The organism is Clostridium gelidum, assembly GCF_019977655.1.
Lineage (GTDB): Bacteria > Bacillota > Clostridia > Clostridiales > Clostridiaceae > Clostridium > Clostridium gelidum.
On the sequence record NZ_AP024849.1, the window covers coordinates 4,804,347 to 4,819,320 of the forward strand.

The window sequence follows — 14,974 nt, forward strand, 5'->3', positions numbered from 1 at the left end:
CTTATACTTGCACTTTATTTTAACAAACTTTGATATAAAAATCTACATTTTGCATAATATTCATTCAATTGTAACTATATATTCATAAATACTTTTTATACACAATTGAGGATATATCTCACGGAGAAAGTTCTGTTAACTAATAAAAGAAACCCGACTCACTAAAATGTTCGCCGGGTAATTTAATCATCAAAATATAAAACTTGGAATATCACTTTTCCTAAAAATATTTATTCCTTACTTTTATATCAATTAAAAATATATATTTAAACGTTAAATCTAAAATTAACTACATCTCCATCTTTCATTATATATTCTTTTCCTTCAAGTCTGAACTTTCCTTTTTCCTTAGCAGCTGCTTCTGAACCACATTCAACTAAATCATCATATCCAACTACTTCTGCTCTAATAAATCCTTTTTCAATATCAGAGTGAATTTTACCTGCTGCCTCAGGTGCTTTAGTTCCTATTTTAATTGTCCAAGCTCTAACTTCTTGAACTCCAGCTGTTAAGTAGCTCATAAGACCAAGTAATTTATAGCTAGTTTGAATTAATTTATCTAATCCTGATTCATCTAACCCATATTCACTTAGCATTTCAGCTTTTTCATCATCTTCAAGACCTGATAACTCTTCTTCAATTTTAGCGCTTACTACCATAACTTCTGAATTTTCAGTTCCTGCATATTCTTTGACTTTTTTAACATACTCATTATCAACATTGCTTTCCATAACATCTTCTTCTGAAATATTACAAGCATAAACAACTTGCTTTGAAGTAATTAAGAATAAGCTTTTTATAAAATCATTTTCTTCTTCTGTAGATTCTAAAGTTCTAACAGGCTTACCTGCTTCTAATTGTTGCTTAAGTCTTTCCATAATTTCATATTCAAACTTCGCAGTCTTATCGCCAGATCTTACAAGTTTTAGTGATTTTTCCATTCTTCTTTCTAAAATTTCTAAATCAGAAAATATTAATTCTAAATTTATAGTTTCTATATCACGTATTGGATCAATAGAGCCCTCAACATGAACAACATTTCCATCATCAAAACATCTAACAACATGAACTATTGCTTCAACTTCTCTAATATGTGATAAGAACTTATTTCCTAATCCTTCACCCTTTGAAGCTCCCTTAACTAATCCTGCTATATCATAAAATTCTATTGCTGTATATACTTTTTTCTTTGTACTATACATTTTTTCTAAAACATCTAATCTCTTATCTGGAACACTTACAACGCCAACATTTGGTTCAATTGTACAGAATGGATAATTAGCTGATTCCGCTCCAGCCTTTGTTATTGCATTAAACAATGTGCTCTTTCCTACATTGGGTAATCCTACCATACCTAATTTCATCTATGTACATTCCTTTCTAACTTCTAACTTTTAATATATCTTTAAAAATTATACTCTAGAACATTTTTTATTTCAACTCTAACTTCTGAATACCAGCACTGAATATTCAAAAAGTTCATCTTATTTCCCTAAGATATATACCAAAATTTCCTTTTGGTTAAGGTATAGATATTATTTACCATGATTATTCTTTAATAAAGTTCAAATACTATAAGTAATTAAGCCTTATGTTATTAATATAAGACTTATTACTAAACTATTTTTAAGATTGAAGGTGAAAAAATGAACAAATCTATAAAATCTGCTATTGCTCTTTCTTTAATTGTAAATCTAATTGTAATTTCTCCATCCCAATATGCAAGTGCTACAAGTACTGAAGATGCTGATGCAAATGAATGTTTTCAAGAAGATGGAGTCTTTGGAGATATCTCAGATATTGATAATATAATGGATATTTTTTTCTCTTTTAGCGATGAAAACGAACTTAACTGGTACTATATTGGAAAAGGAAAAGATCAAATTGCTGAAGCACCGAGAGAATCTGTTGATTTTCTTAAAGAAAATTCTGCTTATTACTTAGGCGATACTTTAAGTAAAGTTATATATCTTACTTTTGATGAGGGGTACGAAAATGGTCATACTGGACAAATTCTAGATATATTAAAAGATTATAAAGTACCTGCTGCTTTTTTTGTTGTTAAACCTTATATTAATAAAGAACCTGACTTAATCAAACGGATGGTTAATGAAGGACATATAGTTGGTAATCATAGTGTACATCATCCATCTATGCCACAAATACATGATAAAGAAAAATTCGAAGCGGAACTTAAAGGTGTAGAAGATGCTTATAAAGAGCTTATTGGGGAAGATATGCCTAAATTCTTTAGACCTCCAATGGGGAAATATTCCAAGGAATCTTTGCAAATGACAAAGGACTTGGGATATAAAACTATATTTTGGAGTTTTGCATATAAAGATTGGTTAGTTAATGATCAACCAACTGAAAATTATGCTATCAAAAAAATAGGTAATGGCGCACACCCTGGTTCCATAATGCTTCTTCATGCAGTTTCAAATACAAATACAAAAGTACTTGCAACCGTTATTAAAACTTTTCAAGATGAGGGATATGAATTTAAATCATTAAATGATTTACCTACTGAATAAATAAACTCCCCAAAAATAACTTTTATTTTTGGGGAGTTTATTTATGTATTAATTATTCTAAAATCTTATTTTCTTACAAACTTGTCTACTTCATCGTTTACTTTTACAGAAGAATTTTTCATTACAATAATGTCTTTTACTTTAGCTAAGTCTCCTCCACCATAGTTCATAGGATTAATTAAATAGCTCTCAACATTAGCACTTTTATTACCACAAAACCCAATTGCAAAAAAGTCTTTTTTCTTAGTTTTAGTTTCTTTGCCTCTATCAACATAAATAGATTTTATGTTACTATATTTTATTTCTTTTATTAAATCTTTATTTTTATAAAATTCAATTTTATTTTCTTTAAGCAATATATTTTCACTGTATTCTACAAAAACTTGAAGTCCAGTTATTATTCCAACAAATACCAATATCCATAGAAGAATGTTGCTTAATCCTCCTTGAGTAATTCCAAAAATTATTCCCACTACTATTTCGCTTATTGCAGCGGCTATCATTATACCATTTCTTTTTTTTATAACAATAGGAAACTCTGTACTCTCCATTGTCTACTCCCCCTCTAGCTTATTTAGTTCTATGTTTTTCTTTCCAATTATAATTATACGTATACATCTTAGTCTATCAATTATTATATATCATATATGTAATAATTTTCAACACTTATACATATTATTATGTTTTTTTAATTTAGCCTTATGATACAAATCAGATTATCATACTGAATTATCACTTTTTAATATGCTTATAAATATATGAAAATAATATGTATCAAAATTTCATATAAGCATAAAATAATTAAGGTATCTGAAAGAAATTAATACAGTACATAAAAGGGAGGTGTATACTATGCCAAATAAAGAAGGCTCAATTAACCCAATACAAAAAGGAGCACGAAGACAAAATTTACACGATAAGCAAGATAATGTTGGCGAAAATCATAAAAATAAGCCTGAATATACGAACTTTGATGGAAAACCAATAGACTAAAATTTAAAGAGATACTTAGTTAAGGCACATGAAATAAAATAACAAGTCAATGACGCAAAATAGACTATCATGCTGACTTGTTATTTTTTTGATTGTGCCTTAACTGAATAAATATAATTAAGTATCTCTTATATACTTGTTCTAACTAGTATTATGAATTAGGATAAATTACACTGTTTACATCTTCAGTAATTAAATTCTTTTCTTTGATTGATTTTTCCATGATTCCATTTAATTCATTATCAATTTTATAAAAAAACTTTTCACTTCTAAGTCCATTTAAATTCACTTTAACATTTACTATAGAGCTTTCTATAGCTGAGTGAAGTAAAATTGCAGAAATCGCCAAATCTGATAATAACATTTTATTACCGTATTTAGACATGATTTTTAAATTTTCATAGAATTCTAAACTTTCTCTTGCTAATATCAAAGGTGCTTCCATAGATTTTATTGTATTTTCTTTTATCTCTAATGTTCTTTTTTTCTTATCTTCATAAGTATCTTTTGGTAATTTATAAGCATCCATTAATTTCAAAAAGTTATCTCTGTCTTCTTCCATAAGTTCTAAGCTTCTTAATGTAAATTCTTTAGATTGTTTTTCAAATTTATCTATAATCGCTTTTTCGTTATCTTGTAGGTTTATATATTTTTTTTTGCCTACAGTCAAAGAATAAACCATAGAATTTAATGCTCCAGATAATGCAGCAATAAGTCCAGCTACACTTCCACCACCTGGTGCTGATAAATCTGACCCTAATTCCTCTAAGAACTGTTTAATACTTTCATCACAAAATTTCATATTCTATTATTCCCCTCTCTATTATTAATATCTCCTAGAACGAAAGTATCTTCGTCAATTTCCATATATTAATTAGTCAATATTCTTATTATCCAAAATTGACACTAAGTAACCCAAGTATATCCAAAATATCATAGAAATAAAGCTTACTATATATATTAATGTACTCTCGAATAAATTTACTGCAAGAATTCCAACTACAAGTGAAGTTAATGTTGTCATTTGAAATTTTTCTTTCCTTCTTAATTTATCTAAATGTTGCACTATAAATATTAAAATCATTGCTATAAAAGTAAGAAATAATAATAACGAAATGATACCATTTACTGTTGCTATTTGCACATAGATATTGTGCAACCCTCCAACTTCTAATCCTGGTAAATCATCAGTTTCACGTGCACCTTTAATTGCCTCTACAAGGTCACTATTCCCAACTCCATTTAAAGGATGATCTTTTATTACAATAGCTGCTGAAGTCCAAAGACTACTTCTTCCACTTGTAAAATTTCTAATATTATCCTCATTTGTTAAGAATGTTCCACACATTAATATTGGTATTAATAAAAATATAATTCTAAAATATTTATTTTTATTATATACAAAAATAAATGTGTAAACTACCGCTGCTACTATTAAAAAAGCACTTCTTCCATGTTCCCCCATCATAGTTATACCCTGCAATATTATATTAGCTATCAAAAACATCTTACGTCTATGGCTTTTAGATATATCATAAAGATAAATACACATAACAATAGCTAATGCAGCTGCTATTGCAATGGCATTTTTATTTTCAAATACACCGCCATTAACGCCATAAAATTCAAATACAAAACCTCCAAGCTCTATTTTTATATCAAAAAATTTCATTATTAATGAAATACTAGAAACAATAAACATAAAAATAGCATAAAAATAAGTTATTATATTCATTTCCTTAATCATAGTATTTTTACATTTAAAAACATCTATTGTAAATATTATGACAAATAATATTAAGTTAATCATCCAAAATTCTATATTATGAATACTTCTGTAAGCAATCACATTAAATGCTAATGTTAGTATCATAAAAAGTCCTAATGGAATATCAAATTTATAAATCTTTCTTCTTTTATAGTTTTCACTTATCATAAGTAATATTAAAATTATTCCCCAAGCAAACGCTAGATAATTTAATATCTTTATTCCTGGTACATATTTTAACATGGTTACAGAAGTTAAACTCACAAATAAATATAGCAACTTAAAATAAAGTTTATTATCTACGAAATCATATATATTTTTAATTATTTCCTTCATATGCTTTTTTATACACTCCTTTTAGCCTTTCAACTAATACTTTTTCTGAATAGCTAAAAACTGTTTTCTCTCTTATTTTATGTTTATCATACATTTCATAATTATCTTTTATTTTTTTTAATGCTTCGGCTAAATCCTCAATACTTTTCTTTTTAGCTATTATTCCATTATCTTCTCTTATTATATCTTCTGCGCCACCATTATCAGCTCCAATAACAGGTTTGCCACATGCAAGAGCTTCAATGTAAACAACGCCAAATGTTTCATGTTCAGATGGCAACGCAAACGCATCACAAGCCCTCATTTCATTAGAAACGTCTTCTCTTGATAAAGCACCCAAAAGTTTTATCTGATTATCCATACCTAATTCTTTAATAAGTTCCTTTAATGATAATTTAAGTGAGCCATCTCCACCTATTCTTAAACTTACTTTTTCATCTCTAAATGCTTCTGCAAATGCTTTAATCAAACATTTCATTCCTTTTCCATCTTCAAGAAAAGCGCATGAAAAGAATTTAAATTTTCCATTACATTGTGAATCTTCGTCTTTATTATCTTCATCAATATAAAATAACTCCAAATCAACCATATTATGAATCACTTCAATAGGCCTGTCAACATATTCCTGTAGTTCCTTCTTTAATCCATTTCCAACTGCAATTAAACACTCTGCATTTTCATAAGCTTCAAAAATATATTTTTTATAGCTTTCTTTAGTATATTTAGCATGTTTAAGAGATGAATGTTCTGTTAACACTAGTGGGATATTATATTTTTTGCTTAAATGCGCAGCCGCTATTCCCCCCCAAAAAGCTGAATGAGCATGAATAACATCAACCTTACCTTCCTTTTTGACAATTTCTTGATACAGTTTATCCATTCTTTTATTAAAGCTTTTAAACATCAATGGACTTTTAGGCAAATAATTATAATCTTTATATCTATAGGTTCTGAGATTATCTTCTATATTAAAGCTTATCCCGGATTTTTCATTAATCCTGCCAAACATAGTAAGTGGCCAAATTTCATTATATGCTACAGTAATTTTTTCTTTATCATTTGCAAGAGCTTTGAATTGCTCTTTAAAAAAGCTCCCATGAATCTTATTTGTTGAAGAAGAATACCACGATGGAATGACCATTATATGCATTTAATCACTCCCTTCCAATATGTGGTTTAATCTCAGAGCTATTGAATTCCATTCATAATTAAAATCTGGAGCACAGTCTATTTCCTTGCTGTTATGCATTTCAATTAATTCATAAATTTTGTCTTTTATTCCTTGAACATTATTTTCACACACAATACACTTTGAGTTATTTTCTACGACTCTTTTAATCGGATCATTTTCATCTCCATAAATTACAAATATTCTGCCCTTAGCTCCAAAATAATCATAAACCTTAGCTGGTATTTGCTTAGAATTTTTATTTCCAAATAAAAGCAGTGCATCTCCATTTAGCATATATTTAAGCGCTTCATCAAAAGGTATTCTAGGCGACACCTTTGCTACTTCTAAATTTTCTAGTTTCTTTTTACCCTCTATATCATCTATATTCCCGAAAAATAATACATTTAGCAAACTATAGGATTTTATATCTTCTTCCTTTATTTCTTCAATTGCTTTAATAAAGGGTTTTATATCTCTAAGCTTTGAAAATATTTCCCCAGTATAAATCATATTAATCTTGTCTTTTTTTATAAGCATTGGAATTTCTTCATGAGACAATTTATCATATAATTTCGCATCAAAACCTCTGTTTAATATAAAGGTCTTTTTCTGTCCATCTCTTAAATCCTTATAATCTTTAAAATACTCATTTTTATTTGCTTCTGTAACAAATATAAATTTATCTGCTAAAGTAACAATATTCTTTTCCATCTTTCTTTCGAGTATTTTTTTTATAATAAAAGACTTTTCTCTTGTAGAATCCTTAAGCCACGGATCACTCCAATAAGTAATCCATGGTATATTTCTATATTGTTTTTTTATATAATAAGCACATAAATGAGAAGATGGAGGCTCATGCATCGAAAATATAACATCAAATTTTTCTTTTCCCATTAAATCTATCCCATATTTCCCTGCTTTTATTGCCCATCCATAATACATATCTGGTATTACTATGGCATTTTTTATTTTTCTAAGCACCTTCTTGCAATTACCACTTTTATTTTTCAGAGGTAAATTCTTAGATTTCTCATTAGAATTATCAATGTTTTTAGGCATTAATTTTTTAAAGACAATCCCACCATCAACAGTATGAATTTTTATATTATGATCCATCATAGACCTAAGTGCTTCATCATAATATATTGAATTCGTTGGAAAATTAACAGTTAAAAGATGTACTTCATTATTATTAATTTCACTTAACTTATTTAAATATTGTAGCGTCTCTATAGCCGCAGAATTGTTTATTAATGGGGAATAGCAGGCAATAAATAGTATTTTCATATTTCCTCCTATCTTTTGATTTTCTTTAAAATCAAACTTCTTATTTCAATAACTTCTTCAATTTTAAATAAATAACATAATATAAAGTATATAATACTTCCAATAATAGTTCCAAGTAATAAAAGAACTACTGAATTTAGTCTAGTTCTTAAACAAATCACTAATATTATAATTACGACTCCCATAATTATAGAATTCATCGTTATTATGATTATCTTTTTAATTATATCTTTTATTATAAAACTTTTTTCCAATTTAATAATACTTATGAATAAAAGTATAGCTGTCACTACCATAGCTATTACTGAAGCTAATGCAACACCCATTATACCTATATACTTTGATAAAACTATACTGAAAATTATATTAATGATAACACCTATAATTCCATTTAGTGTAGTAATCTTTGTTTTTCCCATAGAAAATAATGTTGAATTTAATATATCCCTTATTCCTGTAAAGAATATTCCAAATCCATAACCAAGTAAAGCAAGGGTTGTAATATACACTGCATGCTCTGTAAATTTTCCTCTTGCATATACAACTTTTACTATATCATTCCCAAATATTATAACCCCTACAGTAATAGGAATTAATAATATAGCTAAGTATAAAATAGATTTTTTCAATGTATTTATAAATCCATTATTATCACCACTATGTCGCATATTCGCCATAAGCGGATATACCACACTTGTGACTGAAGTGGTGATAATAGTATTAATAAATAATATTAACTTTTGCGCATAATCCAAGGCTGAAACTGATCCAACCTCTAAATATGAAGCAATATACTTATCTACTACCATATTTAATGAATTTGCCCCTGCTCCAACAATTACTGGAATTATTAATATGATAATTTCTTTTAATCTTTCATCTTTGAATTTTATTAAAAACTTATACCTATAGCCGTGTGTAATCAATGATGGTACTTGAACAGCTACTCTAAAGAAATTTCCTATAACATTTGCAATTGTTAAACCAACGATGTCATAATTTTTAAATAACAATAAATATATTATCATAGGTAAATTAAAAAACAATCCTAAAATGGATGGAATTATAAAATCTTCATTTACTTGTAGCATTGCTGTAAAACATGCATTAACTGCTAAGAATAAAAGATTCAAAAGTGTAATTTTTAATAATTTAATTGCAATTAATGATGTTTCTTCTGAAAATCCAAATATATAAACTATTTCTTTTGAGAAAATACTTGTCACAATAAAAAAAAGTAACGATACAATAAAAAGTATGTTGATTAAGTTATTAGCAAAACTATACATTTCTTTTTTTCCACTTCTAGCTTTAACCTTGCTTAACATTGGTAAAAAAGCAGTTGATATTGCAAGTCCAACTAATGTAAATATTATCTCTGGTACAGATACAGCAATATTATAAGCATCAGTATACATTCCTGCACCAAAGTTTTTTGCAATAAGCATATCACGAATAAAACCTAAAGCTCTACTTATTAAAGATACTATCATTATTATAAATGTAGATTTAATTAAACTGCTTTTTTTTTTCATTTTTTCACCTATTTTTCCATGTATACTTTGTCTCATGTCTTCATTTCTAATGTTCTATATCTTTAAAAGATATGAGTTAATAAATAAACATCCCTAAACATTATTCACTTTATCTTTATTCCTTAATACCAATAATAAAAACTTTGGTATTACCATTAATCTTTTTATTCTAAAAGGCTCTTTTATAACTCTGTACAACCATTCTAATCCTAAAGATATCATCCATTTTGGTGCTCTTTTAAGTTCTCCTGCAAATATATCAAAAACACCGCCTACACCCATAAATATATGAGTGTTTGAAATATTCATAATTTTACTTAAAAATATTTCTTGCCTTGGAGACCCCATAGCAACAAAAATAGCCCATGGTTCACTCATTTTGACATCTTCAATTATATCATCACAATTATTTAAATCAAAAAATCCATTATGAAATCCCAAAACCTTTAAATTAGGAAATTCAAGCTTAATATTTTCTACGCATTTTTTTAGAATTTCTTCTTTTGCACCTAATAAATAAATTGATTTTGCTTCTGAATTTGCTTTAATTAAAACTTCTCTAACAACATCAATTCCAGCTATTTTCTCTTCAACAGGTTTTTTTAATAATTTTGCTGCAAGAACAGTTCCAATTCCATCTGGTATTATTATAGAAGATTTATGATTAAAATTTTCCTTAAGCATAGGATTATTCAATCCATTAAATAAAATTTCTGGATTCCCAGATATTATATTTACTTTTTCAAGACCTTCTATGTAATTCATTAAAGCATTTTTATTTTTATTAAATATCTTAAAATTAAGTATTTTTGTAAACATCTTATCTCCTAAAACTTATTTTATTGTTCTATTTAGCATTTGATCGATTTCTATGACTATTTCATCATCAGGAGCTAATTTCTTTGCAATATCTAAGTTGAGTTTTGCTTGTTCTTTATCTCCCAAATTTATGTAGCACATTATTATATTAGTGCATATATCTACTTCTTTTGAAGCTTCAAAAGCTTTTCTAAAATATTTCAAGGCATCTTCATACTCTCCAATAGATGCATAATTCATTCCAAGTTCATTAACAGCTTCAAGGCTTCCAGACTCAAGTAAAATACTTTTTTCTAAGTAATATATAGCTGTTTTATAATTTTCAATTTTTCTGTACCCTACGCCCAAATAATAATAAACCAAAGGATTTTCTTTAAATTCTTCACATAACGGAAGTAATAGTTCAATTGATTTTTTAGGTTCATCTTTTAAATAATCAATTGCTTTTTCAAAACTACTTATATTAGTAATATCAGTTCCTATCTGCTCAATTTCAGGTGTTTTTTTCCCACCTTTGTTTATATATTCATTTATTTCTACTTCTGCACCTTTGTAATCGCCTTTATCTTTAAGTATTAAAGCATTATAAAGATATGGTTCTGGAGATTTTTCAAAGTTTTCTTTACATTCTTCAATATCTTCTAATAATAGTTCCACAAAACTTGAATCCTGTTCTCTTATGGTTTCTCCTACAGCCAATAGCTTAGTTAGAATTTCTTCTTCCTTTGTATATCTATAAAGCCCTTTTAACAAAACATAAGCATCCTCTAGTCTATTTTTCTTTATTCTGTCTGCAATAAGACTTTTTACACATTCTTCAGAATCAGAAATATATGATAAAATTATTCCATAGTCCTCGTTATATTTAATATTTTTATCCGCACCAAAAGCAATAAACATGCCTTCAATAAAATAATATATTGGTAAATTATTTAATGCTATCTGGTTATTTGCATTATCTGCAACATATTCAGCACTTATAGGAATATATAAATCATCATTCTTAAATTTAACACTATCTGGAATGTTAATACTTTTTTTAAATCCATCCTTCTTCATTTCTAAAAATAATAATTTACTTAATTTATCTTTATACATTGTCTTATAATTACTCATTTTTACACCTCTTTATTTCAGTTAACAGTTGAAAATTAACAATTAACAATTAACAGTTAACAGTTGTTGGTTTAACTTTCTATTTAAGTTTTCATTGTTGATTATACACTATTACAATGTTATACATTAATATATTAACATATATAGTCTTCAGTTTTTCTTTATATACATTGGAACAACCATTAAAACATAGTTAACATTTAACGCTAAACACTTAATAAAGAAAGACTCAGCTTTCTTTAAAACATTTAATTTTTCAAAGTCCAAAAGACTTTGTTCCTTAACTGTTAATTGTTCACTGTTAACTGTTAACTGAGTAAATATTTCATATTGTAAAGAAATTGCTATCACCGAAAATGATGATAGCAATTTACATGGAAACTTAGTTTAATTTTGCATTAATTATTTCCATTACTTTTTCTTTAAATTTAGCAATATCTATATCTGCATTGTCTAAACTACTGCTTTTTACTGCTAAATAAACCTTCATCTTAGGCTCTGTTCCTGATGGTCTTACTACAAAATATGAACCATCCTCTAAGATGTACTTTAATACATTAGACTTAGGTAAGTCAATAGTAGCTTTAGTATTGTTTACAGTATTTTCTTCAATGCTTAATTTATAATCTAATCTTGTAACAATCTTAACTTTATCAACTTCATTTATCGGATCATTTCTGAGTGCTTCTATACAAGCAGTTATCTTTTCTTGACCTTCTTTACCCTTTAGTTCTAATGATACAAGATTTTCTTTAAAGTATCCATATTTTTCATATAGTTCTATTAATGCATCATATATACTCTTTCCTTGTTCTTTATAGTAGAGACACATTTCACATACTAACATAGCAGCTATTACTGCATCTTTATCACGTACAAAGTTTCCTGCAAGATATCCATAACTTTCTTCAAATCCAAAAAGATAAGTTTTATTTCCTGCATCTTCAAATTCTCTGATTTTTTCACCGATATATTTGAATCCTGTTAAAACATCCATAATTTCAATATCAAAATCTTCTGCTATACTTCTAGCACCTTCTGTTGTTACAATTGTTTTAATAACAACTCCATTTTGTGGTAATTTATTAGTTTCTTTTAGTGAGCTTAATACATAATGAGTCAAAAGTAAACCTGTTTGATTACCAGTTAGCACTTTATATTCTCCTGTGCTATCTTTAGCTACAAGACCTATTCTATCACAATCCGGATCAGTTCCAAATATTATATCAGGATTCTCAGTTTTAGCCATCTTTACAGCTAATTCAAATACATCTGGATTTTCTGGATTAGGATAAGATGCTGTTGGGAAATTCCCATCTGGAGCTTCTTGTTCCTTAACTACTTTAACATTACTATATCCTAATTGTTCTAATACACTTCTTACCGGAACATTACCTGAACCATGAATTGGAGTGTATATAACATTTAAATTCCCAGCTTTTTCTTTAACTAAATCTGTTCTTATAGTTAATCCCTTAACTTTTTCATAATAAAGTTTATCTAAATCTTCTCCAATATAAGTTAATAGACCTTTTTCCAAAGCAATTTTTTCATCTATATTCTTAATCTTCGAAAAATCATCTACTGCATTAACTTTATCAATAATTATATTTGCTTTTTCATCTGTTACCTGTCCACCAAATTCATCATACACTTTATAACCATTATATATCTTTGGATTATGAGACGCAGTAACTACAATACCACCACTACATTTTAATTCTCTTACTGTGTAAGATAGTACTGGTGTTGGTCTTAAACTTTCATATAAATATACTTTTATATTGCTTGCACATAAAGTAAGGGCTGCAGCTTTTGCAAATTCCTTAGACATGTTTCTTGAATCATATGCAATTGCAACTGAAGGATCTTTAAAGCTATCATTTAAGTAATTTGCAAATCCTTGTGTAGCTTGAGCAACAGTATATACGTTCATTCTATTGCTTCCAGCACCAATTTCTCCTCTTAGTCCACCAGTACCAAAATCCAAGTCTTTATAAAATCTATCTTCAATTTCTTTATCATCAGATATGCTTTTCAACTCGTTTTTTGTTACCTCATCAATAATATCAGAGTTAATCCATGTATTGTATTTTTCTTTGTAATTCATTTTATGTCCCCTCCCCATTTTTTCTCTACTCTATTATACAATATTTGTTTATATTTAAAAATAGTTTTATCCATTTTATTGAGTAACTTTTATACTATTAACAAAATATCCATTATTATTTTATAATTTTTACTAAGTTATTTATTTGAACATCCCTAACCTTAATAAAACAGCCTGAGTTCTTAAACCGTCAGACTGCTCTTGCTTACAATATTAGTATTATTAAACAATATCCATTTTGTAGTACTTACTCTTCATCTGAATTTTCTGTTGCTATAAATTGACGTGTAACTACAGATGCAAATACAGTTGATAAATTATCTATAATAGAAATTTCACTTCCTACCTCTAAGTCACTTAATTTATATACACTACCTAATTTTGCATTTGAAACGTCAAGCATTATAGCTTTAGGTATATTTTGAGCGGTGCAAGATACTTTTACAGAATCTTTTTGATTTTGTATTACTATCCCCTTCTTACTTAAAAATTCTTTACCTTGAAATTTAATTGGAACTTCTGTCTGTAACTCACCGTACCTACTTACTTCTTTTAAATCTATATGCATTACTTTATGGGATATTGGATCTTTTTGAACTTCTTTAATTATAGCTGTTCCATTGTAGCCGTCTAAATCAAATCTTAAAACACCATGTTCACCAGACTTTGAAAGTTCTTCTACTAATTCCATTTCACCTATTTCAAACATTAAACTTCCTAATTTCTTACCATAAACCACTCCTGGAACCTTTCCTTCTCTTCTTTTTTGCTTAACCTCATTAGCAGTTTTATTTAATCTTTTATTTAATACTAATTCATTCATCCTAAATCCTCCTTAAATTTTATTTTATAATAAGCTAGTTATTAGCTAGCTATTTTATAATTATTTCTCATTTAAGGAGATTTTATTCACATATGTAGAACAAACGTGTTTGCCCACAATTTTCAATGTATCATTCATTGTGCACAATTATATAGATACCCACAACTGAAATTTTACTTATGCTTGGTATTATATTTAACATTTACTATACTTAGGAACATATCCAAACAGAGAAATTGGATACATATTTGTGAAAGCGGCATTAGAAAATGAGCTGTTGAAACTTCTTTATGGGAGGTTGTTCCATTTTTGCTTGTCCTGCGCTTGTCGCAGGAGCAAGCAAAAATGGGTGCAACCTCCCATTTAGAAGTTTCCAGCGAAATTTTCTTAGTCCGCTGGAATAAATATGTATTCAATTTCGGTAGGTATACGCATAAGTACGATTTTCACTGTGGTTATCTATAGTGACACTTTTAAGTAAA

14 protein-coding genes are annotated in these 14,974 nt (G+C 27.7%); 2 read left to right on the plus strand and 12 right to left on the minus strand.

Annotated features, from left to right (window positions below; all coding sequences use genetic code 11):
• Positions 1-266: 266 nt before the first annotated feature.
• Positions 267-1,364: a redox-regulated ATPase YchF gene (gene ychF / locus psyc5s11_RS22095; RefSeq protein WP_224034623.1), complete on the minus strand. Its 1,098-nt coding sequence runs from the start codon at positions 1,362-1,364 to the stop codon at positions 267-269.
• A 282-nt stretch (positions 1,365-1,646) separates the two neighbouring features.
• Here ychF and pdaA point away from each other — a divergent pair, with 282 nt between their 5' ends.
• Complete coding sequence (gene pdaA, locus psyc5s11_RS22100; protein ID WP_224034624.1) at positions 1,647-2,534, plus strand: delta-lactam-biosynthetic de-N-acetylase; 888 nt, start codon at positions 1,647-1,649, stop codon at positions 2,532-2,534.
• 65 nt (positions 2,535-2,599) lie between these two features.
• Here the strand turns inward: pdaA and psyc5s11_RS22105 are convergent, their stop codons facing one another.
• On the minus strand, positions 2,600-3,085 hold the full coding sequence (locus psyc5s11_RS22105) for a hypothetical protein (protein ID WP_224034625.1): 486 nt from the start codon (positions 3,083-3,085) through the stop codon (positions 2,600-2,602).
• Between the two features lie 301 nt (positions 3,086-3,386).
• Here psyc5s11_RS22105 and psyc5s11_RS22110 point away from each other — a divergent pair, with 301 nt between their 5' ends.
• Complete coding sequence (locus tag psyc5s11_RS22110; RefSeq protein WP_224034626.1) at positions 3,387-3,527, plus strand: clostri-philic family protein; 141 nt, start codon at positions 3,387-3,389, stop codon at positions 3,525-3,527.
• A gap of 151 nt (positions 3,528-3,678) precedes the next feature.
• Here the strand turns inward: psyc5s11_RS22110 and psyc5s11_RS22115 are convergent, their stop codons facing one another.
• From psyc5s11_RS22115 to psyc5s11_RS22160, 10 genes are all read right to left on the minus strand, one after another.
• On the minus strand, positions 3,679-4,329 hold the full coding sequence (locus tag psyc5s11_RS22115; protein ID WP_224034627.1) for a cyclodeaminase/cyclohydrolase family protein: 651 nt from the start codon (positions 4,327-4,329) through the stop codon (positions 3,679-3,681).
• A gap of 72 nt (positions 4,330-4,401) precedes the next feature.
• Positions 4,402-5,631: an O-antigen ligase family protein gene (locus psyc5s11_RS22120; RefSeq protein ID WP_224034628.1), complete on the minus strand. Its 1,230-nt coding sequence runs from the start codon at positions 5,629-5,631 to the stop codon at positions 4,402-4,404.
• On the minus strand, positions 5,615-6,781 hold the full coding sequence (locus psyc5s11_RS22125) for a glycosyltransferase (protein WP_224034629.1): 1,167 nt from the start codon (positions 6,779-6,781) through the stop codon (positions 5,615-5,617). The genes psyc5s11_RS22120 and psyc5s11_RS22125 overlap by 17 nt, the downstream gene beginning before the upstream one ends.
• Positions 6,782-8,089 carry a glycosyltransferase family protein gene (locus psyc5s11_RS22130; RefSeq protein WP_224034630.1) on the minus strand — a complete coding sequence of 436 codons (1,308 nt, stop codon included), beginning with the start codon at positions 8,087-8,089 and terminating at the stop codon, positions 6,782-6,784.
• An 8-nt stretch (positions 8,090-8,097) separates the two neighbouring features.
• A complete protein-coding gene (gene murJ, locus psyc5s11_RS22135; protein ID WP_224038248.1) occupies positions 8,098-9,624 on the minus strand; it encodes a murein biosynthesis integral membrane protein MurJ in 1,527 nt (508 codons plus the stop codon).
• 93 nt (positions 9,625-9,717) lie between these two features.
• Complete coding sequence (locus tag psyc5s11_RS22140) at positions 9,718-10,443, minus strand: WecB/TagA/CpsF family glycosyltransferase (protein WP_224034631.1); 726 nt, start codon at positions 10,441-10,443, stop codon at positions 9,718-9,720.
• Between the two features lie 15 nt (positions 10,444-10,458).
• Entirely contained in the window at positions 10,459-11,559 is a 1,101-nt protein-coding gene (locus psyc5s11_RS22145; RefSeq protein ID WP_224034632.1) for a tetratricopeptide repeat protein, read from the minus strand.
• A 150-nt stretch (positions 11,560-11,709) separates the two neighbouring features.
• Positions 11,710-11,928 carry a hypothetical protein gene (locus tag psyc5s11_RS22150; RefSeq protein WP_224034633.1) on the minus strand — a complete coding sequence of 73 codons (219 nt, stop codon included), beginning with the start codon at positions 11,926-11,928 and terminating at the stop codon, positions 11,710-11,712.
• 13 nt (positions 11,929-11,941) lie between these two features.
• Positions 11,942-13,669, minus strand: coding sequence for a phospho-sugar mutase (locus tag psyc5s11_RS22155; protein ID WP_224034634.1), 1,728 nt, complete (start codon positions 13,667-13,669; stop codon positions 11,942-11,944).
• A gap of 247 nt (positions 13,670-13,916) precedes the next feature.
• Positions 13,917-14,492, minus strand: coding sequence for a 50S ribosomal protein L25 (locus psyc5s11_RS22160; protein WP_224034635.1), 576 nt, complete (start codon positions 14,490-14,492; stop codon positions 13,917-13,919).
• Positions 14,493-14,974: the final 482 nt, after the last annotated feature.

Bases quoted from the DNA above. Each gene is read 5' to 3' on its own strand.
- pdaA (WP_224034624.1), top strand. From the start codon at position 1,647: ATGAACAAATCTATAAAATCTGCTATTGCTCTTTCTTTAATTGTAAAT.
- psyc5s11_RS22145 (WP_224034632.1), bottom strand. From the start codon at position 11,559: ATGAGTAATTATAAGACAATGTATAAAGATAAATTAAGTAAATTATTA.
- ychF (WP_224034623.1), bottom strand. From the start codon at position 1,364: ATGAAATTAGGTATGGTAGGATTACCCAATGTAGGAAAGAGCACATTG.
- psyc5s11_RS22140 (WP_224034631.1), bottom strand. From the start codon at position 10,443: ATGTTTACAAAAATACTTAATTTTAAGATATTTAATAAAAATAAAAAT.
- psyc5s11_RS22105 (WP_224034625.1), bottom strand. From the start codon at position 3,085: ATGGAGAGTACAGAGTTTCCTATTGTTATAAAAAAAAGAAATGGTATA.
- psyc5s11_RS22160 (WP_224034635.1), bottom strand. From the start codon at position 14,492: ATGAATGAATTAGTATTAAATAAAAGATTAAATAAAACTGCTAATGAG.
- psyc5s11_RS22110 (WP_224034626.1), top strand. From the start codon at position 3,387: ATGCCAAATAAAGAAGGCTCAATTAACCCAATACAAAAAGGAGCACGA.
- psyc5s11_RS22155 (WP_224034634.1), bottom strand. From the start codon at position 13,669: ATGAATTACAAAGAAAAATACAATACATGGATTAACTCTGATATTATT.
- psyc5s11_RS22130 (WP_224034630.1), bottom strand. From the start codon at position 8,089: ATGAAAATACTATTTATTGCCTGCTATTCCCCATTAATAAACAATTCT.
- psyc5s11_RS22125 (WP_224034629.1), bottom strand. From the start codon at position 6,781: ATGCATATAATGGTCATTCCATCGTGGTATTCTTCTTCAACAAATAAG.
- murJ (WP_224038248.1), bottom strand. From the start codon at position 9,624: ATGAAAAAAAAAAGCAGTTTAATTAAATCTACATTTATAATAATGATA.
- psyc5s11_RS22115 (WP_224034627.1), bottom strand. From the start codon at position 4,329: ATGAAATTTTGTGATGAAAGTATTAAACAGTTCTTAGAGGAATTAGGG.
- psyc5s11_RS22120 (WP_224034628.1), bottom strand. From the start codon at position 5,631: ATGAAGGAAATAATTAAAAATATATATGATTTCGTAGATAATAAACTT.